The following is a 22,940-nucleotide window of genomic DNA, read 5'->3' on the forward strand; positions in this document are numbered from 1 at the left end:
GCGCGGCTCCTTAGCGCGTCTGGCGCTGGAGGATGTTCGAGAACTCTTCCATGAAGCTCTCGAAACGGTTGGCCAGGCGGTCCATCTCCGTGGCGTAGCGGTTGTAGGCGATCACCGCCGGAATGGCCGCAAACAAACCGATGGCCGTGGCGACCAGCGCTTCGGCAATGCCAGGAGCCACCGCCGACAGCGTCGCCTGTTGCACGTTGGACAGGCCGCGGAAGGCGTTCATGATCCCCCACACCGTGCCGAACAGGCCGATGTACGGGCTGACCGAGCCGACCGATGCCAGGAATGGCAGGTGCGATTCGAGCGAATCCATCTCGCGCTGGTAAGCCGCACGCATAGCACGGCGGGAGGCATCGAGAATGGCGCTCGGATCGCCGCCGCCGCGCTGCAGCTCGCGCGCCTTGAGGTATTCGCGCATGCCGGCTTCAAAGATGCGTTCCAGCGCGCCGGTGGTGTGGCGGTTGTTGGCAGCGCTCTGGTACAGCGCCTGCAGGTCGCCACCGGCCCAGAAATCGCGCTCGAACGATTCGGTCTGGCTGCGCGCGGCGCGCAGCGCAAACGCTTTGCGGAAGATGTACGTCCAGGAGAACAGCGACATCACCAGCAGCAGGCCCATGACAAATTGGACCAGGAGGCTGGCGTGCAGCACCAGCGAGACGATCGACAGATCTTGTGTGACCTCGACGGGATTCATGCGGCGGCTTTGATGGTTGCGAGTACGGGAGCGGGAATCGGGGTCGGCCGGAAAGTGAGCCGGTCGACACATCCAACACGAATCGTGCCTGATGCGAGCAAAACGTCGCCGCGCCAGCCTTCCTGGGCGAATTGGACTGACGCGGGGCCGACCCGTTCCATACGCGAACGGATCTGCAGCAGGTCGTCCAAGCGGGCCGGCGCGCGGTAATCCACGGCGGTGCTGCGGACCACGAAAATGGCCCCGGTCGTGTCGGCCAGCGCCTGCTGATCGACCCCGAGGGCGCGCAGCCACTCGGTGCGGGCGCGCTCAAAAAATTTCAAATAGTTGGCGTAAAACACCACGCCGCCTGCGTCGGTATCTTCCCAATACACGCGCAGGTTCCAGTCAAAAGAAGCCATCGGGTAATTTTACCAAGACGCAAGTGACGGCCAGCCATCCACCGACCGGCCGAGGGCTTGCGCTCGAATTCAGGCCATGCCTCGCGTCACGCTGGTGGCCGAGAATGACTGGCAAACGGGCATCAGTTCCATCGCGTTGACATTGAAGTGCGCCGGGAGCGCCGCCATCCAGTAGACGGCCTCGGCGATATCGTCGGCGGTGAGCGCCTCGGTGCCTTCGTAGACCTTCTCCACACGGGCATCGTCGCCCTTGAAACGCACGTTGGAAAACTCCGTGCCGGAGCAAAGGCCTGGCTCGACGTTCGATACGCGTACGCGCGTGCCGGTCAGGTCCGCCCGCAAGTTCAACGAAAACTGGCGGACAAACGCCTTGGTGGCGCCATACACGTTGCCGCCCGGATACGGGTACGTCCCGGCAATCGAGCCAATATTGATGATGTGACCACGATTGCGCTCGACCATGGCCGGAAGTAACGCACGCGTCATATGCACCAGTCCCGAGCAGTTGGTGCCGATCATGCGGTCCCAATCGGTCAGGTCAGCACGCTGCGCGGGTTCGAGGCCCAGCGCCAGACCGGCGTTGTTGACCAGCACGTCGACTTCGCGCCAGCCCTCGGGCAGCGTACCCGGCAGCGCAGCAACGGCATCGACGTCCAGCACGTCCAGCACGAATGGCAGCACGGCGTCACCCAATTCAGCCTTGAGCGCATCAAGGCGGTCCTGGCGGCGGCCTGCCGCAATCACACGATGGCCTTCTCGCACGAAACGCCGCGCGATGGCCGCGCCGAACCCGGCCGTTGCGCCGGTCACGAATACGATCATGGAAGTGTCTCCGGGCCTGAAAAAACGAAAGGTCAGAGTTTACCTGAAGCGTTGCGCGGTATTGCACCGCAATGTGCGCGTCTGCACGCCCGCTTCTTGCAGCGGCCATGGGGCTGTCGTACACTCGCGGGCAACCATTCCACCTTGCGCGACTGGCGAATCCTGAAGCTGCTTTGAGCGGCTTCGACATGTGGGCAGCGACCACGAGGAAGCGCAAGGTTTCTGGCGTCATGCACAACGGCGCCTGCCGCTCGCCTGGGCAGCGAATGGGAAGCACAGGGTGACTTGGACACCCGCTGCAATCGGCCAACCCCGAGCGCAGTCGTTCAAGCCGCGCGCATGTTTCCCCACGCCTCGCCCGATCTCCGCCATTTCCGTTTCGTTTCAGACCAGACACTCGCCATGTTCGAACGCAGCCGCTATACGATCGACCAGATCGATCCCGAAATCTTTGCCGCCATCCAGAAGGAAAATCAGCGTCAGGAAGACCACATCGAGCTGATTGCCTCCGAGAACTACACGTCCCCCGCCGTGATGGCCGCGCAGGGCTCCCAACTGACCAACAAGTACGCCGAGGGTTATCCCGGCAAGCGTTACTACGGCGGTTGCGAATACGTGGACGTGGTGGAACAGCTCGCCATCGACCGCGTGAAGCAGCTCTTCGGCGCCGAAGCCGCCAACGTGCAGCCGAACTCGGGCTCGCAAGCCAACCAGGGCGTGTTCTTCGCCGTGCTCAAGCCGGGCGACACGATCATGGGCATGAGCCTGGCCGAAGGCGGCCACCTGACGCACGGTATGGCGCTCAACATGAGCGGCAAGTGGTTCAACGTGGTCAGCTACGGCCTGAACGCGCAGGAAGACATCGATTACGACGCGCTCGAAGCCCTGGCGCAAGAGAAGAAGCCGAAGCTGATCATCGCCGGCGCATCGGCATTTGCGCTGCGCATCGATTTCGAGCGCATCGGCAAGATCGCCAAGTCGATCGGCGCGTATTTCATGGTGGACATGGCGCACTACGCCGGCCTGATCGCCGCTGGCGTGTACCCGAATCCGGTGCCGCACGCCGACTTCGTCACGACGACCACGCACAAGAGCCTGCGCGGCCCGCGCGGTGGCGTGATCCTGATGAAGGCCGAACACGAAAAGGCCATCAACTCCGCGATCTTCCCGGGTATCCAGGGCGGCCCGCTGATGCACGTGATCGCCGGCAAGGCAGTGGCGTTCAAGGAAGCGCTGTCGCCGGAATTCAAGGCGTACCAGCAACAGGTCGTGAAAAACGCGGCAGCCATGGCCGAAACGCTGATGGCCCGTGGCCTGCGCATCGTGTCGGGCCGCACTGAAAGCCACGTGATGCTGGTCGACCTGCGCGCCAAGAAGATCACCGGCAAGGAAGCGGAGAAGGTGCTGGGTGACGCACACATCACTGTCAACAAGAACGCCATTCCGAATGACCCGGAAAAGCCGTTCGTGACGTCGGGCGTGCGCCTGGGTTCGCCGGCCATGACCACGCGTGGCTTCAAGGAAGCGGAGGCCGTTAAGGTCGCACACCTGATCGCCGATGTGCTGGACAATCCGCACGACGAAGCGAACATCGCCGCCGTGCGCGCCAAGGTGGCCGAGCTGACCAAGCAGTTCCCGGTCTACGCCTGAGGCATCCGCCGATGGCCGGATCTTCCGGCCACGTAGTACCCTGCCGCGATGTGCCCCGAATTGAATGAGGGGCCATCGCGGCGTTGTTCTTTTAGCGCAGTGCGTTCTTTGAGGTTGCCGAGGAGACCACCGGCATGAAATGCCCCTTTTGCGGCCACGCGGCCACCCAGGTGATTGATACCCGCATGTCGGAAGAAGGCGACACTGTGCGCCGCCGCCGTCGCTGCGAATCCTGCGACCGCCGATTCACGACCTACGAACGCATCGAGCTGTTCTTTCCGGCCGTCGTCAAAAAGAACGGCAGCCGCGTCGACTACGACCGCAACAAGGTCAAGGATTCCATGCGGCTGGCGCTGCGCAAGCGCCCCGTATCCGCCGAGGCCATCGACGAGGCCATCGCCCGCATCGAAGAAAAACTCCTCAGCCACGGCGAAAAGGAAATCGGCAGCGACCGCGTCGGCGAACTGGTGATGCGCGAACTCAAGCGGCTGGACAAGATCGGGTACATCCGCTTTGCGTCGGTGTATCGGAGTTTTGAGGATGTGTCGGAATTTCGCGACATGCTCGACGAATTCCGCCAATAGACGCCGTTCTCCCCCACTGCTCCAGCTAGCGTTCCGACCAAAATTTCGGTTAAATCCGCTGTCAAAGCAAAGAAGTAGCACTTTGTCACAATCTTGGCGTACCATGCCCGGATAAGTGACGAAAGAAGCATTAAAAAAATAGTTGGTCGGAACAATCTGCGGGAGTCACCATGCGCCACGCTTTGCCGGGGAAAGCGCTTGGCTTCACCATGCTCGAAGCATTGATCGCCGTGCTGATTTTGGCCGTCGGCGTGCTGAGTGTCGCCAATCTTTTAATCAAGTCGTATCGGTTCACGCAGCAGGGAGCGTATGACACGCTGGCCCTGCAATTGGCGTCGAATATGGCGGATCGGATGCGGGCCAATTCGAGCACGCTCGGCACCGCCAGCTCGCCTTACTTCATCGATACCCAGAGCGCCAGCGGAACGTCTGCCATCAATTTTTATGCGCAGAGTTGCGTGACCGGCGCAACCAACTGTGGATGCACGTCGGGGAGCGCCGTATGCGCCGCTGCCGCCGCCCAGTTCGACATCATCGAATGGGCAAGCGCCGTTCAGGGCGCTCTGCCGGGCGGCCGCGCAGTCGTTTGCCGTGACACCGTAACCTACTCGACTACCGGGGGTTTCAGCGGATGGAACTGCGATAAAGCGGCCACGTCGCCGGTCGTGATCAAGATGGGCTGGGTCTCACGCTTCTCCAACAAGGACTTGTCAGCCAGCGCCGCAGCGGCGAACGCAGCAGATGCAGCCAGTTCGGTGGCGCCAAATCCGCAGATGGTCGTCGTCGTGGATACGGGAGGCCAGTGATGCGTCGCCCTCTCGTTCGCTCGATCGCTCATGCACGCGGCTTCTCGCTCATCGAGCTGATGGTCGCCCTGGTGATCTCGCTGCTGGTGCTGGTGGCGACCGTGTCGTTCTATCTGATGACGCGCTCGACCTACACGACCATCGACGACAGCTCGAACCTGGAGGAGCGCGGACAATTCGCCCTCGGCGTCATCACACGAGCCCTTCGGCAAACGGCGTTTTCGCCGCCGAATACGTCCGGCGGTGGAATGATCCAGCTTGCTCAAAGCGACCCGCCCATGATCAGCGGGGTGGACGGTTGCGATAACCCAGGCGATGTGGAATCGCTTTCGCAAACGGTAACGGCATCGTGCAAGAACACCATGGTGGACAAGAACAACGATGCCCTGGAGGTCCGCTTTTTCGGCTCCGGCACCGCTGCGAATCCAACCGTGCCGGACAATTCGATGGTCGACTGCTCCGGCCAAGGCGTCGCCTCCCCCACCAGCATTGACCTGGCAGCGAGCCAGCGTGGCCTGTCGATGTTCTTCGTTCAGACCGACAGCACTGGTCCATACCTCGCCTGCAAGTTCCGACAGCGCGACAGCACAGGCGCCGCTACGGCAACGTTCGCCACCCAGCAACTGGTGCCGGGCGTGGAGTCGCTGCAGTTTCTGTATGGCGTATCGGTAGACGGCGACGCGGTGCCGGACGTGTTCAAACGCGCCACCGACATGTCGACGACCGACTGGCAGAACGTCTACGCCGTCAAGGTGGCGCTGGTAGTACGTGCCGACAACGCCAGTGCAGACGTTGGCAGCGGCGCACAGAAGTTCACCTTGTTCGGTAAGCAATACACCTACGGCGACGGCACCTACCAAGCCACGGCAAACACGCAGATGGCGCGGCGGCTCTTTACCGCCACGGTTCAAACGCGCAACTACATGACCTGCTTCTCGGGGGATCCGTCATGCTGATGATCTCCACTCGCACTCGAGGGCGTTCGACGGGCTTCGCGTTGATCACTGCACTGGTGATGCTGCTCGTCATCACCCTTTTGGCAATCGGCGGCGCGCGGCTGGCCATCGACTCCAAGCGGATGAGTCGAAACCAGCGCGACACGGACATCGCTTTCCAGGCGGCCGAGGCGGCCTTGCGCGACGCTGAATACGACATCCAGAACGCATCGGCCGGCAACGGTACGGCCACCAACACGCGATCGGCAATCTTCGACCCGACCAAAGCCACTGGCTTTCCTGGCAGCGGTTGCAACACCGGCGGCCCCGGCACAGCAACGCCCTATCAGGGACTATGCCAACCGGCCCCTGATGGCGCCACCGGTGTCTGGAATACGGTGAGCTGGAGTGCATCAGGCACGCCGCAGACCGTGGGTTTCGGCGACTTTACCGGCCGGACCTTCCCCACGGGCACGGGCCTGCTGCCCGCACAGAAACCGCGCTACATCATTGAGATCCTGCCGGACAGAACAATCGGCGGGAATGTGCAGGGGCCTGCCACTTTCCTCTATCGCATCACAGCAGTCGGTTGGGGGCCCAATCTAGGGGCACAGGTCATGCTGCAGTCGGTCTATCGCAAGACCGATGCACCGGGCTGACCAGCATAGGGCGACACGACAAACATGGCAAAAAAACAAAGCCTTTTCGGGGGGCTGAACACCATGAAAATCATTCGCGGCTTGCTGGCCGTTTTTGCAATGGGCTGGGTCTCGGTCATGGGCGCGGCCAACAGCGTGCCGACCGTGGCGATCTCCACTGTCCCGCTGTACGGGCGCAGCCAGAACGTGCACCCGAACCTGATGCTCTCGCTGTCGGTGGAATTTCCGACGACGGGCGCAGCGTATCGTGGCGCCTACGACAAGACCCAGACATACCTGGGTTATTTCAACGCTACGAAGTGCTACAACTACGATGCCACGAACGGCTACTTCGTGATCTCCGGTGCGGCCAACTCGTCATTCGAGTGTTCGGGAAATTTCTCGGGCAATTTCATGAACTGGGCCGCCTCTTCGGCCATCGACGAGTTCCGCATGGCGCTGACGGGCGGCGATCGCGTCATCGATACATCGACTCAGACCGTGCTACAGCGTGCCGTGCTGCGCTCGGACTTCTTCCGCAGCGGCTCGTACTTTCCGGTCAAGAGCATCAACGGCTCGGGCAACGTGAGTGCGCCGAACAAGGTCACGCCATTCAGCTATTCGACGCTGTACATCGTCTCGTGCGGCAACCACATTTTCTTTGCGGATCAGGACTACAGCAGCACGAGTTGCAGCAACCCCGGAGGGTACGGCGACCAGTACGACCGCAAGGGCAACCTGATAGAGCGCCGCTCATTCCGGGCTCAAGTACAAGTCTGCGATAGCAACGAAGGCTCAACACGCACCGATCTCTGTCTCAATTACAACGGCAACTACAAGCCGGTCGGCCAGATGCAGCTCAATGCCGATCGCATGCGCTTTGCTGCCTTTGGATATCTGAACGACAGCACGAACGATACAACGTTGGATCAGGACGAACGCTACGGCGGTGTGTTGCGCGCGCCAATGAAGTACGTCGGGTCAACCGCTGTCGACACCAGCCTGAATGCGATTACCAACCCTGCGCCGGAGTTCGACCCAGTAACGGGCATCTTCGCTGCCAACCCCCTCAATGCGGCCGAAGGCACCAGCGGTGTCATCAATTACCTGAACAAGTTCGGCCGCACCAGCGCCCAGCTCTCCGGTCAGCCGATGGGCTATCTGGGTGGCCCGACCGACAACCCCACCGGCAACTACAAGACGTTTGACCCGGTGAGCGAAATGTTCTACGAGAGCATCCGTTACTTGCAATTCAAGCAAGGCCCCACGCCGGAAGCGGTCGCAGGCTTGCCCAACTCGACGTATTCGGACAACTTCCCGGTCTACAGCACCTGGGACACCGATCCGATGTTGAGCGGTTGCCAACGCAACTACGCGTTCCTGATCGGAGATATCAATACCCACGAGGATCACTACATCCCCGGCAACCAGGTCACCGGCCAGGGCGACCCCGCTCGTACGGTCAGTTCCTACGACAACTTTGACGTTCGCGCCTGGACCAACAAGGTTGGCGCACTGGAGACCAATACACCGGCCGCCGGCAACAGCAACCCGCTCAGCTCGTCGTTTACCAACCTCGGCGACATCAATCACGCGACGTCGCATTGGGCTTCGTATTACCTCGCGGGCGTCGCGTACTGGGCGCACACCTATGGCTTCCGCCCCGACATGCCGACAGCCCGCGTCACGACGTTCGTGATCGACGTGAACGAAAACGGCAACGGTACGGTGGGAGCAACGCAACGCCAGAGCCAGTTCTTTCTCGCCGCTAAGTACGGCGGTTTCCAGGACAACAACAACGACGGCAATCCGTTCAAGACGTTTGGTCCGGACGGCATCACGGTGGTCAACAACAACACCGAATGGGAAGCGGCTCCGACTGGCTCGAACATTCCGTACAACTGGTTCTTGGGTGGCCAACCTGCCACGATGATCGCCGCTATCAAGAACATCTTCGCGCAGATCGTCTCGTACGCCGGCACGCTGTCGGGCGTTGCCCTGTCGAGTGCGCGCATCACCGGCGGCTCCGGAAACAATACCTATGTGTACGCCCCTGGCTTTGACCAAAAGTGGAACGGCCGCCTTGCGGCTTATCAGCTCACGCTGAACGGCACCAACGTGCAGGTCAGTTCACAGGCCGCGTGGGAAGCTGGCGCGTTGCTGACCACGGCATACGGCGGTACGTCGGGTACCAAATACACCGGCCGCTCAGTGTTCACCACGAACTCGGACACCGGAAAGGGCGTGACCTTCGCCTGGGCGAACATCTCGCAAAGTCAGCAAACGTTGCTCAACACGAGTCCTAGCAGCGGCACCAACGATGGCAACGGGCAAAATCGACTCAACTACTTGCTGGGCGACCAAAGCAAGGAAAACAGCTCGGTCAACTCGAGCGGTATCTTCCGCGCGCGCAACAGCATCCTGGGCGACATCATCGGCTCTGCGCCGACCTATGTGAGCGACCCATCTGGCGCGATCACGGATACGGGATACACGACGTTCACCGGCACGTACAACGGCCGTACGCCCATGATCTACGTGGGCGCCAACGATGGCATGGTGCACGGCTTCAACGCGAACACCGGCGCGGAAGTCTTTGGCTACGTACCGAACGCAGTCTTCTCGGGCCTGAACCAGCTGACATCCACCGCTTACGCCCACCGGCTTTTCGTGGATGCCACACCCGTCGCTGCGGAAGCGCAAGTCAACGGCAACTGGCGAACAGTTCTGACGGGCGGTTTCGGCGGCGGGGCTCAAGGCGTGTACGCACTCGACGTGACCGACCCGACAGGCTCGAAGGGAGGTTCTTTCACCGCCTCCAACGTGCTGTGGGAGTTCACCGACAAGGACGACGCCGACATGGGCAACGTGATGGGCACTCCGCTCATCGTCAAACTGCAGACTGGTACGGACACGTCGAAGACTCCGAATGTGCCGATCTACAAGTGGTTCGTGATGGTCGGCAACGGCCTGAACTCCAACGCGGTCGATGGCAGCTACAACGCCAACGCGCCGGCGGCTCTGTTTCTGCTGTCGCTGGACAAACCCGCAGGGACGCCCTGGCAGCGCAACACCAACTACTTCAAGATCGTCACCCCGATTCCGGGTGGTACGCCGCCATACACGACAGCCAATGGTCTTTCCACGCCAGCCATCGTGCCGGCCGTCAATGGTCGTGCCATGGCCGCCTACGCAGGCGACCTGCAGGGCAACCTGTGGAAGTTCGTACTCTCGGGCGACAGCACGACCTGGAACGAGACCTCCACCGCCCTGCCCGCCTACGGAGGCGGCACGACAAAGAAACCGCTGTTTGCCGCAACCGACAACTACAGCACGCCCGGCCGGAACCAGCCGATCACCATGGCACCCCAGATCGTCTATGCGCCTGGCGGTTACATGATCCTGTTTGGCACCGGCAAGTACTACGAAACATCCGATACCGGAACACCGACGCAATACAACAGCTTCTACGGCATCTATGACGACGGTGGTAGCACCAACTACATCACGGACCGCAGCAAACTTAACAAGCTGACGGCGACGGCCTCGTCCGATGGCAAGTCATACAGCATTGCCTACGCGACAGGTGCCGCTGCGGTTGGCTACGCCAGCCCCCGTAAGCCTGGCTGGGTGCTTGATTTCCCTGACAGCACGGAAAAGCAGGTGACGGCAGCGGTGGCGTCCGACGGAGTGGTCTACTTCAACTCGCTCACCGGCGGCGACGCGTGCGGTAATAACGGCAGCAGCCGCAGCTATGCGCTGAACGTGCTGACCGGCATGCCGCTGGGCGGCACGACCACGGGGTACCAATCGTCGACAGGGCTGCTCGGCGCACCTTCGCTGATTGTCATCTCCATCGCCAACGGTTCGCGTGACTCGGTGGGTGGCACGGTGGAAACCAAGACGAAGATCGTGCTGTCGCCGGGCACTCAAGGCCTGACGGTGGGCAACTCGAATGGCTCAGGTGGATCGGGCGGTTCAGTCTCGCAGATTACCCAGCGACGCGGCCGTGCCGGCTGGCGCGAAGTCCGCAACTTCACGCTGAACTGATGGAAGGCGCCAACATGCAACTCCAACGCTCCTCCGTTTTCCGCCAGCGTGGCTTCACGCTGGTAGAACTGATGATCGTGGTCGCGATCGTCGCCATCCTGGCCATCATCGGCTACCCCAGCTATACCCAATTCGTTCAGAAAGGGCGACGGGCGGAGGCAAAGGCGGCGCTCCTGTCAACCATGCAACTGTTCGAGCGTCACTTCGCGCAGGTCAACAGCTATGCATCGGCGCCGGGCGGCACATCAGCATGGACGGGGTTCAACACTTATTCTGGCGACTCGCCGAGCAGCTCAAACTACACCATCGGTGCAGCGCTCTGCGCGGGCAGCCCGGTCGGCGCCCAAGCAGACCAGTGCGTTGAGCTGACCGCCACGCCTGTGACAGGCAAGGCCGACACGACGTGCGGATCGCTGGTCTATCGGAGCACTGGCGAAAAGGGCAATTTGCTCCCCGGCGGCTCGTCTCCCACCATTCCCCCCACGACCGGGTGCTGGTGAAACTATGCGTGGCGTTCTCATACATCGCTCGAACGGCCGGGGCTCTCGTGGCTTCACGCTACTGGAGCTGATGGCCACCATCACGGTGGCAGCTGTCATCCTGATGCTGGCCGGTCCCAGCCTGAATGACTTCATGCGCAAGCAGCGCGTCATTACCGCCGTCGATTCGATCACTTCTGCGATCGGTCAGGCGCGCTCCATCGCGATCGCGACGAACAGCTACGTCACCATCGCGCCTGTAGATGGCACCAGCTGGAATAGCGGCGTGCGCGTCTTCTCAGAAGGCCAGAGCCCAAATGGCACATATAGCGCCACCGCAGACAAATTGCTTGGCCAGTACGACGCAATGCCCACCGGCATGACTGTGGCGTTCAAGAGCACCGCCAACATCGCGAGTTCGACCTCCAGCCAGACCTCACTGACTTACTCACCGGTCGGCTACACCGTGACCACGCCAGGCAAAGTCGCCCAGGTCAACGCTACGTTTATAGTGAAGTTTGTCGACGGCAAACCGCCTTCACGCGGCGTCATCATCAATGCACTGGGTCGCGCCCGAACCTGTGACCCCGCGGTTGATAGCACCTGCGTGCCCACGGCAACACAGTAGCGATTGCCACCAAACGTAACAGTCAAACCCCCGCATATCTCCTAAGGTAGGTCGGTTCTTGTGGCGCCCAATGCGCCTTTGCCGACCATGCCTAAGTACCACCATCAAGTCCCCCGCACCGCGCGGCGCCAGCACGGCGCCATCCTGATCGAATCGCTCATCGCCCTGGCCATTCTCTCGCTGGGCGCGGCGGCCATGTTCCGTGCATTCGATAACCTGCGAGCCATCAGCCATGCCGCCAACCAACTTGGCGTAGACACACGCGCTCAACTCGGCCGAACGGAAGTCCGCTGAGATGCCTTCCCCGCTCGCCCCGCCTGCGCGCGGCGTGTCGCTGGTCGAACTGCTGGTTGGCATGGTCATCGCATTGATCGTGTTGGGTATCGCGCTGCAACTGATCCTGGTCGCACGAGCCCACTACTGGCGGATGGCCGACGATGCGCTGATCCAGGATCGCGGCATGGAGGCCATCGAGTTCGTTGGCAAGGTGATACGCCAGGCAGGCTGGATCACCGATACGCCAGTCGTGTCGTCTGTCCGACGCTGGCCGGGCGCGAATGCCCCTTCATCGTTGCTCGGCCAAGACAACTGCGGCAGACCGCACATGACTCCCACCTTCAACTGCGACCGCCGTGGTGAAGCCGCAAGTGACGCCCTACTCGTGCGCTTTTCTGGCCGAGGTGCAAAAAATGGCGACGGCGCTATGCGGGACTGCCTCGGGTACGGCGTGCCGGAGCGTCAAGCAACCCATGGCGACCCACGGTTGGGTGGTCTTATGCTCTATGTCACCCACAGCGGCACCGCCAATGTGCCGCAACTCGTGTGTCGTGCGTTCCAACGAAATGTCGACGCTCCGGCCGACGGATCATCCGATGCCGTCATCCGCGGTGTGGAGACTCTCCAGTTGCTTTACACCGTTGGTTCGGACACGACGTCACCCGCCACTATTAAGTCGGCGCGCTCGATGCAAGACGAAGACTGGTTTCGCGTACGGCTCGTTCACGTAGGGATCGTTGTGCAGGGCGATCACCTCGCCGTCCAGGCGCCAACCGCGGACACGATCTCCCTATTCCCAGATCTGGCCGCAGTGCCAAACGCGCTCGCCGAAGACCTCCAATTCCGACCGGCGGATCCGCGCCGCAACCGTGCCCATTTCGCAGCGACCTTTGCTGTGCGCAACCCGCTGCGCTGCGGGGCCGATGCATGCTAGACCGCCGTGAACGGACCAGCGGCTTCTCAATGATTGCCGTCACCAGCGCATTGATCGTCATTGGGTTACTTATGGTCGGCGCGTTGCATCTGGTTCTGGACCACAATCGTCGCGCCGCCCTGTCCGCCGACCATGCGCTCGCGATGCATGAAGCGGAAAGGGCATTGACCGCCGCCGAATGCGAGCTTGGCATCGCCACAGGCACGCCCGGTATTGATGACTGCCACGCCGAGATAGGCACCGCGCGTATTGCAGCCCTCGATCCTCTCACTTTGGCTGGCTTCGTTCCACAGCAATGCGGGCAGAATTCTGCGCGCCGCGGCCTGTGCTGGCCAGAGGAAGGCGATTCCGTCGAGACGCTTTCCGGGCTGCTGCTCGACGAGCGCAATGCGATACCGCTTCCTCCTCCCGCCGATGACAATTGGCGTCAGCCAGCACATCGGGCGCGCTATGTCATAGAGCCGATCCGCGATGCTCTACCTGGTCAATGGATTCACGCAAACGCGTCCCGGGCCCCTGTACTCTTCCGCATCACGGCAGTAGGTTTCGGCACCGACGAAGCCGTCCACGTGAAGCTGCAAACGGTCTATCGACCTCGAGGTACCGAGCAGTGAAGTCGAGGCTCGTCACCATCTTGCTGATGGCCACCCTGAAGGCCTCTATGGCTGTAGCAGCGAGCGACCACCCCGCTGGACGTCTACCGACACACGTCATTGTTGCGCGTGGCGACGATGCGTGGGCCGGCCGACTGCGTGCGCTCCGCTTTCTGCCTACGCTGGGACCCCTTGATGCGCCTGCGCCGATTGATCTCTGGGAAGCCGGCGCGATTCTCAACGCAATGCCAGTGGATGCGCGGCATCTCTGGACGTTCCGCGACAGTGATTCCACACAGCACGCCCCAGCTCCCCTCCTGTGGGAAGCCCTGTCGCCCATGCAGCAAGCGGCGATCCATGCGACAGACGAATTCGGCGCGGAGCGCGTCAACTATCTTCGCGGCATCCGGCGACATGAACAAGGCAAACCGGCCTTGCGGCCGCGGACCGGACTGCTTGGTGCCATGCGCGGCGCGCGCGTGCAACTGCTTGGCCCTCCCGGCTTTGTACTCGACCCGCGTCATATCCGTTTCCGCGAGCAACATGCGCGACGGCCTTGGATGGTCTACATCGGCGCCAACGACGGCATGCTTCACGGATTTGACGCTCTCACTGGGGCGGAACGTTTCGCCGTAATGCCTGACGCCGTTCTTGCAACGGCGGCCAAGAATGCTTCACCAGGGCAGCCTGTGCCACGGCCCGTCTGCCCACGCCCATTCGCTGCCGATGCATGGACTGGTATGGAATGGCGTTCGATACTTGCATGCACCAACGGATCGATGGCGCCCGGCCTCTTCCTCGTCGACGTCACCGAGTCGGTATCTTCTTCCTCTCCGCCGCCCATGCTGGCTTACGACGGCAGCGACGATCACGATGTTGGTGAGATGGAAGGCCCTGCCCCCGTGGTGGCCGTGCCCGACGGCGGCGATTCCACACCACGCTGGTTTGCCATCAGCGGCAATGGCCGCGGCAAAGCGGGCGCGCCGAGCAAGCTCTTGTTGCTGTCAGTCGAACAGCAGCGATCGGCCTCCTGGCTTCCGGACCGCACAGCCTATGCGGTCACGATACCGACGGACGCCAGTCGTGGCGGCCTGGGGCCGGCCGCCGTAGCCCTCGGGCTAAAAGGCACTGCCACTGTGGCCTACGCCGGCGACGCTCAAGGCCAAATCTGGCGCTTTGATCTGACAGGCGCCCCGCCGTGGTCGAACGCGCTGGGCAACAACGAGGCCGATCGCCGTCTTCCATTTTTTACGGCCACATCGCGTTCCGGATCGATTCAGCGAATTCTCGCGCCGATTCTGCTTGCCGCAACGGCCGGTGGTCCGCTACTGGTCTTCACCGCCGTTGATGATGAGGGCAATGCCACGCTCTATGGGGTGGCAGACGGTGGTTCACGCCGCCTTTCGCGCGACAGTTTGACGGGCCTGGGCGCTACGGACGTGGCTGATGGTGTCGTCATCGAACCCAATGCGCACAGCTCGCAAAACGGCTGGCGCATCGACTTGCCCGGCGGGCAGTTGCCGGACGACCTCAGCGCGGCCGGCTCGCATAGCCTCCTGCTCACCACACGGGATATTGCAGGGCGTGACCGAGCTTACTTGCTAGACACACTGACCGGACTGCCACCGCGCAAGGACGGCCACACCGGTCACATACTCGCCAGCGCGCCGCTCATCACCGTGCAAACGGACGCATTGGGCGCAACCGCTGGCGGGCAACCCACGCAAGCCGTCAATACAACGCTGTGGCATGTTGAAGGCGGGCGCATTCGTCAACTCGAAACGCGTCGCTACACCCGTCAACTCGGCCGGCTGAGCTGGCGAGAGATGACTGAGACGAGTACACGCTAATGCGGCCGCGACATGGATTCACGCTCGTCGAGTTGATGGTCGTGCTAGTCGTTGGCGGCGTGCTGGCGTTTGCTGCGCAGTCGGCATGGATGACGTACTGGGAGCGAACGCGACGTGCCGCAGGCGCCGCCGCGCTGGTCGCCGCTTTAGTACAGCTGGAAGTACGCCATGCGCGCACAGGAAGGTATGACGACGGCGTGCCCCGCCCGAAGCTATATGTCGATGGGTACAGTATCCGCAGCCAGCCTTGCTCCGGCGTGGAGGGCACGGAGCTGCCACCAGCCCAATGCATCCAAGTCATTGCAATCCCAGAGCGTGAAGACCCTGCGTGCGGCATGTTGGTCCTCCGCAGCACGGGCGAGCGCTGGCCCGAAGATTCCGCATGTTGGCCATAAACAAATCGAAACGACGGCCGCAGCAAGCCGGCGTGACGCTCATCGAATTGATCATCGTGACGGCGATCGTAGGGATACTTGCGACAGCGGCAGTCCCGCCAGTTATCGATTATTGGCAGAGAGAGACGGTCATCCTGCTAGCCGATCGCCTGGCCAGTGCGCTGTCCTTGGCCCAGAAGACCGCACAGCATCGGCGGGTCCGGACACTGCTCACCCCGCGCGACGCTTCCCGTGGCTGGGGCAGCGGCTGGCAATTGCTGGAGTTCGCGCCGGATGCTGGCACGGGCCCTGTGTCGGGAGCGAGAACGCTATTGTCAGAGCCTTTGCCCACGGCGCCTATGGTGCAGCTGTATTCGAATCAACCGGCCGACGCGCTTTCCTACGAGCCTATGGGATACTCACGGATAGCCGGCGCCACGATGACCATTTCCAGCGGCCGGCATAGACGTAACGTAGTGATCAGCGCTGCTGGCCGGGCACGCGTCTGCAAGCCAAATCTGAACGGCGACTGCTAGTTAGAACCATCAACTCCCCTCAAATCATTCTGGCTTTACACCCATGTTCTCCGACTTCGACCACGCCATGATGCAGCGCGCCCTGGCGCTGGCCGAGAAGGGCTTGTTTACCACCACGCCGAACCCGCGCGTGGGCTGCGTGATCGTGCGTGACGACACCGTCATCGGCGAGGGCTACACACAACCCGCCGGCCAAGACCATGCTGAAATCCAGGCCATCAAGGATGCGCAGTCTCGCGGCCACGATGTGCGCGGCGCCACTGCCTATGTGACGCTGGAGCCCTGCAGCCACTTTGGCCGCACGCCACCCTGCGCTGATCGCCTGGTTGAAGCTGGTATTGCGCGCGTGGTGGCGGCCATGGAAGATCCGAACCCCGCCGTTTCCGGACGTGGCTTGCAGAAGCTGCGAGACGCCGGCGTCGACGTGCGCTGCGGCCTCCTGGAACGCGAGGCGCGGGAGCTGAACATCGGTTTCGTCTCGCGCATGATGCGCGGCACACCCTGGGTGCGCGTGAAGGTCGGCGCATCGCTGGATGGCCGCACCGCGCTGGACAACGGCATCAGCCAGTGGATCACCGAAACCGAAGCCCGCAACGACGGCCACCGCTGGCGCGCGCGTGCCTGCGCCATCCTCACCGGCATCGGCACGGTGCGCGAAGACAACCCGCGACTGACCGTGCGCGCCGTCAACACACCGCGCCAGCCGCGGCGTGTGCTGATCGACTCGGCGCTGGACGTGCCGCTCGATGCGCACATCCTGACTGCAGATGGCCACCACGAGCCGACGCTGATTTTTGCCGCTCACCCCGAAGCCGGCCGCATGCGTGCGTTGAGCGAGCGCGGCGCAGAGGTCATCCTGCTGCCCAACGCAGCCGGAAAGGTCGATCTGGCCGCGGTCCTGCGCGAACTGGGCCGCCGCGAGATCAACGAGCTGCATGTTGAGGCCGGTTTCAAGCTCAACGGCTCGCTGCTGCGCGAAGGGCTCGTTGACGAGGTCCTCGTTTATCTAGCGCCCAAGGTGCTCGGCTCGGGTCAGGGCATGTTCAATATGGGGCCGCTGCAGACGCTGGAAGGCGCGGCCGAATTCTTCTTTCACGATATCTCGCGCATTGGGGGCGACCTCCGCATCCTGGCGCGCCGCAACCCGACGGATTGATTGCTTATGTTTACCGGAATCGTCGCCGCAGTTGGCCGTATTGAAACCGTCTCGCCGCTGGGCGACAACGCCGATGCCGGCGTGCGCCTGTCCATCGATTCCGGCGGCCTGCCGCTCGCGGACGTGGCTTTGGGCGATTCGATCGCCATCCAGGGCGCCTGCATGACGGTCGTCGCCAAGACCGACACCCGTTTCGAGGTCGATGTGTCACGCGAATCGCTCTCCAAGACGGTCGGGCTGGAACACCCGGGCGAGGTGAATCTGGAGAAGGCGCTGCGCCTGGCCGACCACATCGGGGGGCACCTCGTGTCGGGCCACGTGGACGGCCTGGGCACCGTCACGCATTTCGCGCCGGTCAACGAATCGCACGAACTGCGGGTGCGGGCGCCGGCAGAGTTGGGCAAATATCTGGCCTACAAGGGCTCCGTGGTGGTCAACGGCGTGTCGCTGACGGTCAATACCGTCCGTGACGATGCCGACGGCTGCGAGTTCTCGATCAACCTGATCCCGCACACGGTGGCGGTCACCACGCTGAAGCACTTGAAGGCTGGCAGCCAGGTCAACCTGGAGATCGACCTGATCGCCCGCTACGTGGAACGCATGCTGACCCACGCCGCCATTGGCCTGCCCGTGGGCACCCAGTCGCTGGCAGCCGTTTGAACCTCTGGCCCCACTGGCTTGGGGCCGCCTTGGCGTACAATAGCGGGCTTCTCATTTACGCAGTCGCACGGCCCCCGAAATCATCGATTTACGGGAGTGGGCCGGCGGCGCGCACCCCTGCTACGCCATGTCGATCGCCACAGTCGAAGAAATCATTGCCGAAATCCGCGCCGGCCGGATGGTCATCCTGGTCGACGAGGAAGACCGTGAGAACGAAGGCGACCTGATCCTGGCGAGCGATTTCGTCACGCCAGAAGCCATCAACTTCATGGTCACGCACGCGCGTGGCCTGGTGTGCCTGACGCTCACCGAAGAGCATTGCGACCAGCTCGACCTTCCCATGATGGCGAGCCGCAACGGCACGCAGTTCGGCACCAATTTCACCGTATCGATCGAAGCGGCGGAAGGCGTGACCACCGGTATTTCCGCGGCCGACCGCGCACGCACCATCCAGGTGGCGGCGGCCAAGAACGCCAAACCGTCTGACCTGGTGAATCCGGGCCACATCTTCCCGCTGCGGGCCCAGAAGGGTGGCGTGCTCATGCGCGCTGGCCACACCGAAGCCGGTTGCGACCTGACCGCAATGGCTGGCTTGACGCCCGCCGCCGTGATCTGCGAGATCCTGAAGGACGACGGCACCATGGCACGCTTGCCGGACCTGGTGGAATTCGCAAAGAAACATGGCTTGAAGATCGGCACGATTGCCGACTTGATCCAATACCGCAGCCGCACCGAGAGCATCGTCGAGCGGGTCGGCGAGCGCACGATGGAGACGCAGTTCGGCACGTTCCATGCCGTCGCCTTCCGCGACCGCGCGGCCGGGCGCGCCCATCTGGCGCTGGTCAAGGGCACGCCAACGCCGGACACCGAAACGCTGGTGCGCGTGCACGAGCCCCTGTCGGTGCTTGACCTGCTGGAGTGCCAGCGCACGACGCATTCGTGGAGCGTACCCGCCGCCCTGCGCGCTGTGCAGGCCGCCCCGACCGGCGTGGTCGTTCTCCTCAATTGCGGCGATTCGGCGGACCGCCTCTTCACTCAGTTCACCGCACTGGACGCGCCGCACGAACGCCCGCGCACGAAACCCGATCCGCGCATTTACGGCATCGGCGCGCAGATTCTCAAGGACGTGGGCGTCGGCAAGATGCGTGTGCTGGCGTCGCCGCTCAAGCTGCCCAGCATGGTCGGCTACGATCTGGAAGTGACGGCGTATCAGTCGATGGCAGATGCGCCTGACGTCACTTCGGCTTCGTCCGCCACCACACATTGAATTTCGCGCGATAGCTAAACTGCCGCGCCGGCTTTCTTTTTCTGACGTTGCCAGATAGACAACCTCAGGCAACCCCAACCGGAATACACCATGGACCACGGCTTCTACCCGACCAATCTCAACGGCGAAGGCCTGCGCATCGGCATCGTCCAGGCGCGTTTCAACGAGCCCGTGTGCGAAGCGCTGCGCGAAGCGTGCGTCGCTGAACTCGAACAACTCGGCGTGGCCGGCGAAGACGTGCTGCTGGTGACCGTGCCGGGCGCGCTGGAAGTCCCGCTGGCCCTGCAGAAGATGGCCGAATCGGGCCAGTTCGACGCGCTGATCGCCTTGGGCGCAGTCATCCGCGGCGAGACTTACCACTTCGAGCTGGTGTCCAACGAATCGGGCGCCGGCATCACGCGCGTGGGCCTGGACTTCAACATCGCCATCGCCAACGGCATCCTGACCACCGACACCGACGCACAGGCCCACGCCCGCACCCGCGAAAAGGGTCGCGACTGCGCCCGCACCGCTGTCGAAATGGCCAACCTGACCAACGACCTCGACGGTCTGCAGGATCACGGCCAGGACGACGACGGCGAGAATGAATAAGCGCTTCCTCGCGCAAAGGCTTTTCCCATGACGCAAGACAATTCCCAAGCCAAGACCAAGGCCCCCGCCAAGAGCGCGCGCCGCCGTGCGCGCGAACTGGCGCTGCAGGGTCTGTATCAATGGCTGCTCAATCGCAACGACCCGGGCGTGGTCGAGGCGCATCTGCAGGACGCGCAAGGCTTCAACAAGGCCGACCGCGCGCACTTCGACGCGCTGCTGCACGGTGCGATCCGCGAAGAAACCACGCTGACCGAGGCGTTCACGCCGTATCTGGATCGCCCGGTTGCCGAGCTGTCGCCCGTCGAGCGTGCCGCCCTGCTGGTCGGCGCGTACGAGTTGGTGCACTGCGTGGACATCCCGTACAAGGTCGTGATCAACGAGGCGGTTGAACTGACCAAGACCTTTGGCGGCGTCGAAGGCTACAAGTACGTCAACGGCGTGCTGGACAAGCTGGCTGCGCAAGTGCGCGCTGTCGAGGTCGCTGCCCGCCGGTAATTCGGCGTCTGTGGTTCGCTTTACCTTTTTGCTTCGCTCCAAGATGGACGCCCACCGCCTGCAGACAGCCGCCCGGCTCGCCAATATCCGCGCCTTTCACGTGATGGAGCTGGCCAAGCAGGCCCGCGAACTGGAACTGGCGGGACGCAGCATCATCCACATGGGCATCGGCGAGCCGGACTTCACCGCCGCCGAGCCCGTCGTGCAAGCCGCGGCCGACGCCATGCGGCGCGGCGTCACGCAGTACACCGGGGCCTTGGGCATTCGCCCGCTGCGCCAGGCAATCGCCCGCTACTACCACACCGTTTACGGCCTCGACATCGCTCCCGAGCGCATCATCGTGACGGCGGGCGCGTCGGCAGCATTGCTGCTGGCGTGTGCGGTTCTGGTGGAGATCGGCGGCGAAGTCCTGATGCCCGATCCGAGCTATCCGTGCAACCGCCACTTCGTGGCCGCCTTCAATGGCGAGGCGAAGCTGGTGCCGTCGGGGCCGGAAGAACGCTTTCAGTTGACGGCCGCGCAGGTTGAAGCCCACTGGAGCGAACGCACGCAGGGTGTGCTGCTGGCCTCCCCTTCCAACCCGACGGGCACGTCGATCCTGCCGGATGAGCTGCAGCGTATTGTGCAGACGGTACGCACGCGAGGCGGATTCTCGATCGTCGACGAAATCTACCAAGGCTTGTCATACGATCAGGCCCCGGTCTCCGCACTGTCGTTCGGCGACGATGTCGTCACGATCAACAGCTTTTCGAAGTACTTCAACATGACCGGCTGGCGACTTGGCTGGCTGGTGGCGCCCGCCGAACTGGTGCCGGAGTTCGAGAAGGTTGCGCAGAACCTGTTCATCTGCGCGTCGGCGGTGGCGCAATACGCGGCGCTTGCCTGCTTTGAGCCGGAAGCGTTGGCGATCTACGAACAACGCAAGGCCGAATTCCGCCGCCGCCGTGATTTCATCGTGCCGGCGCTGGAGTCGCTTGGCTTCAAGGTACCCGTCAAGCCGGACGGCGCGTTCTATGTCTACGCCGATTGCCGTGGCGTGAACCATCCGCATGCCGGCAACGCAGATGCCCTCACCCAGTCGATGCTGCATGACGCGGGGGTGGTCCTCGTGCCGGGCCTGGATTTTGGTCCGCACACGGCGCAGCACTACATCCGGCTGTCGTACGCCACATCGATGGCGCATCTGGAAGAAGCGGTCGCACGGCTTGGCAAGCTCTTCAGCCGGTAAAACACTACCGTGGCCCAAACAGAAAAGGCCGTCCGGGGGACGGCCTTTCTTATATAGCGCAGCGAATCAGGTCGATCAGGCTTGGCCCTGCGACTTATTGTCCAGACGTGCCTCTTCCTGTTGACCTGCCGCAGCGGGTTGCTTGTCGGCCGGCTTGGCGGCTTGCGTCTTCACGTCGGCTTGCGTCACGGGGGTTGCCGTTGCAACCGGCTTCACCGGTTCGCGTTCGGACGCCGCCGTCATCGGCGAACGATGACCCGTCGCCACCATGCGCAGACGCGAGCGTTCCTGCAGCACCTTGCCGCCGTAGCCGCCATCGCCCTGGGTCACCGCCCCGACATACAGCTTCAGGCCGCCTTCGATCGAACCTGCACGCGCGATGCAATCCTTCAGCACCAGCGCACCGACCTTGATGTTGGCGTACGGGTTGAGCGCGGCACCGACGCCACCCATCACTTCGTACTTGTCCTGGTGGACCTTGGTCATGACCTGCATCAGGCCCTGCGCACCCATGCCGCTTTCAGCGAACGGGTTGAAGCTGGACTCGATCGCCATCACGCCCAGGATCAGCAACGGATCGAGACCGACTTCCTTGCCGGTTTGATACGCAGCCTTCACCAACTGACCGGTAGCTGTGGCCGCCACGCGGTACTTGCGGGCAATGTATTCCGCCACGGCAGCCTGCTCTCGCGGGGTACCGGCGGTTGCCGACTCACGCGCGTCGCGGACGACTTGCGTGTTCGGAATCTGCGCAGCCAACTCGGCCACGGACGGCACCTTCGAAAGCGTGTCCCAACCTGCGGCCGCGACCGTGCCACCTTGCGCCGCAGCAGGCGCTACAGCTTGAGCGGCACCCGTACCGGCAGACGGCGCTGTCGGTGCAAAAGCCACCGGCTGCACGCCAGCCGCAATCGCGGGCGACGGATTGGCCGAGGCGACACTGGTGTCGACGCCGGGCGTGAAATGCAGCACGCGTTGAGCGACCGTGGCACGCCACTCGCTGTTGAGCGAGAGTGCAACTGCGGCGGCCACCGCCAGCAAGCCGATGCTATTGAGCACGACATGCCCGCTGCGGAACACCAGCAGTACGCCAGGATGCAACTCATTGCGGGACGCGGCGGCGCCCCCTGCGTTCAACTCCATGCGCAGCTTACGAGGCAGCGCGACTTGGCCTGCACGCGCGAGGCGGCGGCCAACCGGGGCGACGAGCCGGCGTTGCAGCGCCGATCCGATCCCGGAAGAATGAAGGGTTTTCCAACCGTTCATACTTACCTCCGTCCGCTG

The 22,940-nt window shown here is 62.9% G+C and carries 24 protein-coding genes and 1 riboswitch; of the genes, 20 read left to right on the forward strand and 4 right to left on the reverse strand.

From position 1 onward, the window contains the following. Positions 1-10: 10 nt before the first annotated feature. From tolQ to ydfG, 3 genes are all read right to left on the reverse strand, one after another. Positions 11-703 carry a protein TolQ gene (gene tolQ / locus N511_RS0103145; protein ID WP_004629517.1) on the reverse strand — a complete coding sequence of 231 codons (693 nt, stop codon included), beginning with the start codon at positions 701-703 and terminating at the stop codon, positions 11-13. Further along, entirely contained in the window at positions 700-1,104 is a 405-nt protein-coding gene (gene ybgC, locus N511_RS0103150; protein ID WP_004629519.1) for a tol-pal system-associated acyl-CoA thioesterase, read from the reverse strand. Before ybgC ends, tolQ begins: the two co-directional genes overlap by 4 nt. A gap of 69 nt (positions 1,105-1,173) precedes the next feature. Further along, positions 1,174-1,926 (reverse strand): bifunctional NADP-dependent 3-hydroxy acid dehydrogenase/3-hydroxypropionate dehydrogenase YdfG, encoded by a 753-nt coding sequence (ydfG, locus tag N511_RS0103155; RefSeq protein ID WP_027677961.1) that lies wholly within the window; start codon positions 1,924-1,926, stop codon positions 1,174-1,176. A gap of 138 nt (positions 1,927-2,064) precedes the next feature. Further along, positions 2,065-2,194, forward strand: a riboswitch (ZMP/ZTP riboswitch). 134 nt (positions 2,195-2,328) lie between these two features. Between ydfG and glyA the strand changes: the two genes are divergently transcribed. The 20 genes from glyA (at position 2,329) to N511_RS0103255 (ending at position 21,656) form a co-directional block, all read left to right on the forward strand. Further along, on the forward strand, positions 2,329-3,576 hold the full coding sequence (gene glyA, locus N511_RS0103160; protein WP_027677962.1) for a serine hydroxymethyltransferase: 1,248 nt from the start codon (positions 2,329-2,331) through the stop codon (positions 3,574-3,576). Between the two features lie 134 nt (positions 3,577-3,710). Further along, entirely contained in the window at positions 3,711-4,160 is a 450-nt protein-coding gene (gene nrdR / locus N511_RS0103165) for a transcriptional regulator NrdR (RefSeq protein WP_027677963.1), read from the forward strand. 170 nt (positions 4,161-4,330) lie between these two features. Then, positions 4,331-4,966: a type IV pilus modification protein PilV gene (pilV, locus tag N511_RS0103170; protein WP_027677964.1), complete on the forward strand. Its 636-nt coding sequence runs from the start codon at positions 4,331-4,333 to the stop codon at positions 4,964-4,966. Then, positions 4,966-5,922, forward strand: coding sequence for a PilW family protein (locus N511_RS0103175; RefSeq protein WP_027677965.1), 957 nt, complete (start codon positions 4,966-4,968; stop codon positions 5,920-5,922). The genes pilV and N511_RS0103175 overlap by 1 nt, the downstream gene beginning before the upstream one ends. Then, positions 5,916-6,560, forward strand: coding sequence for a pilus assembly PilX family protein (locus N511_RS0103180; RefSeq protein ID WP_027677966.1), 645 nt, complete (start codon positions 5,916-5,918; stop codon positions 6,558-6,560). Before N511_RS0103175 ends, N511_RS0103180 begins: the two co-directional genes overlap by 7 nt. A 63-nt stretch (positions 6,561-6,623) precedes the next feature. Then, positions 6,624-10,589, forward strand: a complete 3,966-nt coding sequence (locus tag N511_RS0103185; protein WP_027677967.1) for a pilus assembly protein — start codon at positions 6,624-6,626, stop codon at positions 10,587-10,589. A 14-nt stretch (positions 10,590-10,603) separates the two neighbouring features. Further along, on the forward strand, positions 10,604-11,089 hold the full coding sequence (locus tag N511_RS0103190; RefSeq protein WP_027677968.1) for a type IV pilin protein: 486 nt from the start codon (positions 10,604-10,606) through the stop codon (positions 11,087-11,089). Positions 11,090-11,093: 4 nt separating this feature from the next. After that, a complete protein-coding gene (locus N511_RS0103195; protein WP_037026217.1) occupies positions 11,094-11,696 on the forward strand; it encodes a pilus assembly FimT family protein in 603 nt (200 codons plus the stop codon). Positions 11,697-11,783: 87 nt separating this feature from the next. Then, the gene (locus N511_RS23660; protein WP_037026219.1) at positions 11,784-11,990 is read left to right on the forward strand and encodes a type IV pilus modification PilV family protein; all 207 of its coding nucleotides are present in this window, start codon (positions 11,784-11,786) and stop codon (positions 11,988-11,990) included. Between the two features lies 1 nt (position 11,991). Beyond that, a complete protein-coding gene (locus N511_RS0103205; protein WP_027677970.1) occupies positions 11,992-12,906 on the forward strand; it encodes a PilW family protein in 915 nt (304 codons plus the stop codon). Positions 12,907-12,935: 29 nt separating this feature from the next. After that, positions 12,936-13,520: a pilus assembly PilX family protein gene (locus tag N511_RS24680; protein WP_231479565.1), complete on the forward strand. Its 585-nt coding sequence runs from the start codon at positions 12,936-12,938 to the stop codon at positions 13,518-13,520. A 26-nt stretch (positions 13,521-13,546) separates the two neighbouring features. Beyond that, positions 13,547-15,349 (forward strand): pilus assembly protein, encoded by a 1,803-nt coding sequence (locus tag N511_RS0103215; protein ID WP_037026397.1) that lies wholly within the window; start codon positions 13,547-13,549, stop codon positions 15,347-15,349. Then, positions 15,349-15,744: a prepilin-type N-terminal cleavage/methylation domain-containing protein gene (locus N511_RS25670; protein ID WP_027677973.1), complete on the forward strand. Its 396-nt coding sequence runs from the start codon at positions 15,349-15,351 to the stop codon at positions 15,742-15,744. The genes N511_RS0103215 and N511_RS25670 overlap by 1 nt, the downstream gene beginning before the upstream one ends. Further along, positions 15,732-16,259, forward strand: a complete 528-nt coding sequence (locus N511_RS0103225) for a GspH/FimT family pseudopilin (protein ID WP_037026224.1) — start codon at positions 15,732-15,734, stop codon at positions 16,257-16,259. The genes N511_RS25670 and N511_RS0103225 overlap by 13 nt, the downstream gene beginning before the upstream one ends. Before the next feature lie 43 nt (positions 16,260-16,302). Next, a complete protein-coding gene (ribD, locus tag N511_RS0103230) occupies positions 16,303-17,415 on the forward strand; it encodes a bifunctional diaminohydroxyphosphoribosylaminopyrimidine deaminase/5-amino-6-(5-phosphoribosylamino)uracil reductase RibD (RefSeq protein ID WP_027677975.1) in 1,113 nt (370 codons plus the stop codon). 6 nt (positions 17,416-17,421) lie between these two features. Continuing rightward, a complete protein-coding gene (locus N511_RS0103235) occupies positions 17,422-18,075 on the forward strand; it encodes a riboflavin synthase (RefSeq protein ID WP_027677976.1) in 654 nt (217 codons plus the stop codon). 127 nt (positions 18,076-18,202) lie between these two features. Further along, the gene (gene ribBA / locus N511_RS0103240; RefSeq protein WP_027677977.1) at positions 18,203-19,342 is read left to right on the forward strand and encodes a bifunctional 3,4-dihydroxy-2-butanone-4-phosphate synthase/GTP cyclohydrolase II; all 1,140 of its coding nucleotides are present in this window, start codon (positions 18,203-18,205) and stop codon (positions 19,340-19,342) included. A gap of 90 nt (positions 19,343-19,432) precedes the next feature. Beyond that, complete coding sequence (gene ribH / locus N511_RS0103245; RefSeq protein ID WP_004629552.1) at positions 19,433-19,933, forward strand: 6,7-dimethyl-8-ribityllumazine synthase; 501 nt, start codon at positions 19,433-19,435, stop codon at positions 19,931-19,933. A 27-nt stretch (positions 19,934-19,960) separates the two neighbouring features. After that, positions 19,961-20,428 (forward strand): transcription antitermination factor NusB, encoded by a 468-nt coding sequence (nusB, locus tag N511_RS0103250; RefSeq protein ID WP_012761449.1) that lies wholly within the window; start codon positions 19,961-19,963, stop codon positions 20,426-20,428. 43 nt (positions 20,429-20,471) lie between these two features. Further along, positions 20,472-21,656: a pyridoxal phosphate-dependent aminotransferase gene (locus N511_RS0103255; protein ID WP_027677978.1), complete on the forward strand. Its 1,185-nt coding sequence runs from the start codon at positions 20,472-20,474 to the stop codon at positions 21,654-21,656. Positions 21,657-21,731: 75 nt separating this feature from the next. Here N511_RS0103255 and N511_RS0103260 read toward each other — a convergent pair whose 3' ends face one another. Next, complete coding sequence (locus N511_RS0103260; RefSeq protein WP_027677979.1) at positions 21,732-22,922, reverse strand: lytic transglycosylase domain-containing protein; 1,191 nt, start codon at positions 22,920-22,922, stop codon at positions 21,732-21,734. Positions 22,923-22,940: the final 18 nt, after the last annotated feature.

Origin of the sequence: Ralstonia sp. UNC404CL21Col (assembly GCF_000620465.1) — a bacterium.
In the GTDB taxonomy this organism is placed as follows: Bacteria; Pseudomonadota; Gammaproteobacteria; order Burkholderiales; family Burkholderiaceae; genus Ralstonia; species Ralstonia flatus.

Coding starts and splice junctions, on each gene's coding strand:
- tolQ (WP_004629517.1), bottom strand. CDS start 703: ATGAATCCCGTCGAGGTCACACAAGATCTGTCGATCGTCTCGCTGGTG.
- ybgC (WP_004629519.1), bottom strand. CDS start 1,104: ATGGCTTCTTTTGACTGGAACCTGCGCGTGTATTGGGAAGATACCGAC.
- ydfG (WP_027677961.1), bottom strand. CDS start 1,926: ATGATCGTATTCGTGACCGGCGCAACGGCCGGGTTCGGCGCGGCCATC.
- glyA (WP_027677962.1), top strand. CDS start 2,329: ATGTTCGAACGCAGCCGCTATACGATCGACCAGATCGATCCCGAAATC.
- nrdR (WP_027677963.1), top strand. CDS start 3,711: ATGAAATGCCCCTTTTGCGGCCACGCGGCCACCCAGGTGATTGATACC.
- pilV (WP_027677964.1), top strand. CDS start 4,331: ATGCGCCACGCTTTGCCGGGGAAAGCGCTTGGCTTCACCATGCTCGAA.
- N511_RS0103175 (WP_027677965.1), top strand. CDS start 4,966: ATGCGTCGCCCTCTCGTTCGCTCGATCGCTCATGCACGCGGCTTCTCG.
- N511_RS0103180 (WP_027677966.1), top strand. CDS start 5,916: ATGCTGATGATCTCCACTCGCACTCGAGGGCGTTCGACGGGCTTCGCG.
- N511_RS0103185 (WP_027677967.1), top strand. CDS start 6,624: ATGAAAATCATTCGCGGCTTGCTGGCCGTTTTTGCAATGGGCTGGGTC.
- N511_RS0103190 (WP_027677968.1), top strand. CDS start 10,604: ATGCAACTCCAACGCTCCTCCGTTTTCCGCCAGCGTGGCTTCACGCTG.
- N511_RS0103195 (WP_037026217.1), top strand. CDS start 11,094: ATGCGTGGCGTTCTCATACATCGCTCGAACGGCCGGGGCTCTCGTGGC.
- N511_RS23660 (WP_037026219.1), top strand. CDS start 11,784: ATGCCTAAGTACCACCATCAAGTCCCCCGCACCGCGCGGCGCCAGCAC.
- N511_RS0103205 (WP_027677970.1), top strand. CDS start 11,992: ATGCCTTCCCCGCTCGCCCCGCCTGCGCGCGGCGTGTCGCTGGTCGAA.
- N511_RS24680 (WP_231479565.1), top strand. CDS start 12,936: ATGATTGCCGTCACCAGCGCATTGATCGTCATTGGGTTACTTATGGTC.
- N511_RS0103215 (WP_037026397.1), top strand. CDS start 13,547: ATGGCCACCCTGAAGGCCTCTATGGCTGTAGCAGCGAGCGACCACCCC.
- N511_RS25670 (WP_027677973.1), top strand. CDS start 15,349: ATGCGGCCGCGACATGGATTCACGCTCGTCGAGTTGATGGTCGTGCTA.
- N511_RS0103225 (WP_037026224.1), top strand. CDS start 15,732: ATGTTGGCCATAAACAAATCGAAACGACGGCCGCAGCAAGCCGGCGTG.
- ribD (WP_027677975.1), top strand. CDS start 16,303: ATGTTCTCCGACTTCGACCACGCCATGATGCAGCGCGCCCTGGCGCTG.
- N511_RS0103235 (WP_027677976.1), top strand. CDS start 17,422: ATGTTTACCGGAATCGTCGCCGCAGTTGGCCGTATTGAAACCGTCTCG.
- ribBA (WP_027677977.1), top strand. CDS start 18,203: ATGTCGATCGCCACAGTCGAAGAAATCATTGCCGAAATCCGCGCCGGC.
- ribH (WP_004629552.1), top strand. CDS start 19,433: ATGGACCACGGCTTCTACCCGACCAATCTCAACGGCGAAGGCCTGCGC.
- nusB (WP_012761449.1), top strand. CDS start 19,961: ATGACGCAAGACAATTCCCAAGCCAAGACCAAGGCCCCCGCCAAGAGC.
- N511_RS0103255 (WP_027677978.1), top strand. CDS start 20,472: ATGGACGCCCACCGCCTGCAGACAGCCGCCCGGCTCGCCAATATCCGC.
- N511_RS0103260 (WP_027677979.1), bottom strand. CDS start 22,922: ATGAACGGTTGGAAAACCCTTCATTCTTCCGGGATCGGATCGGCGCTG.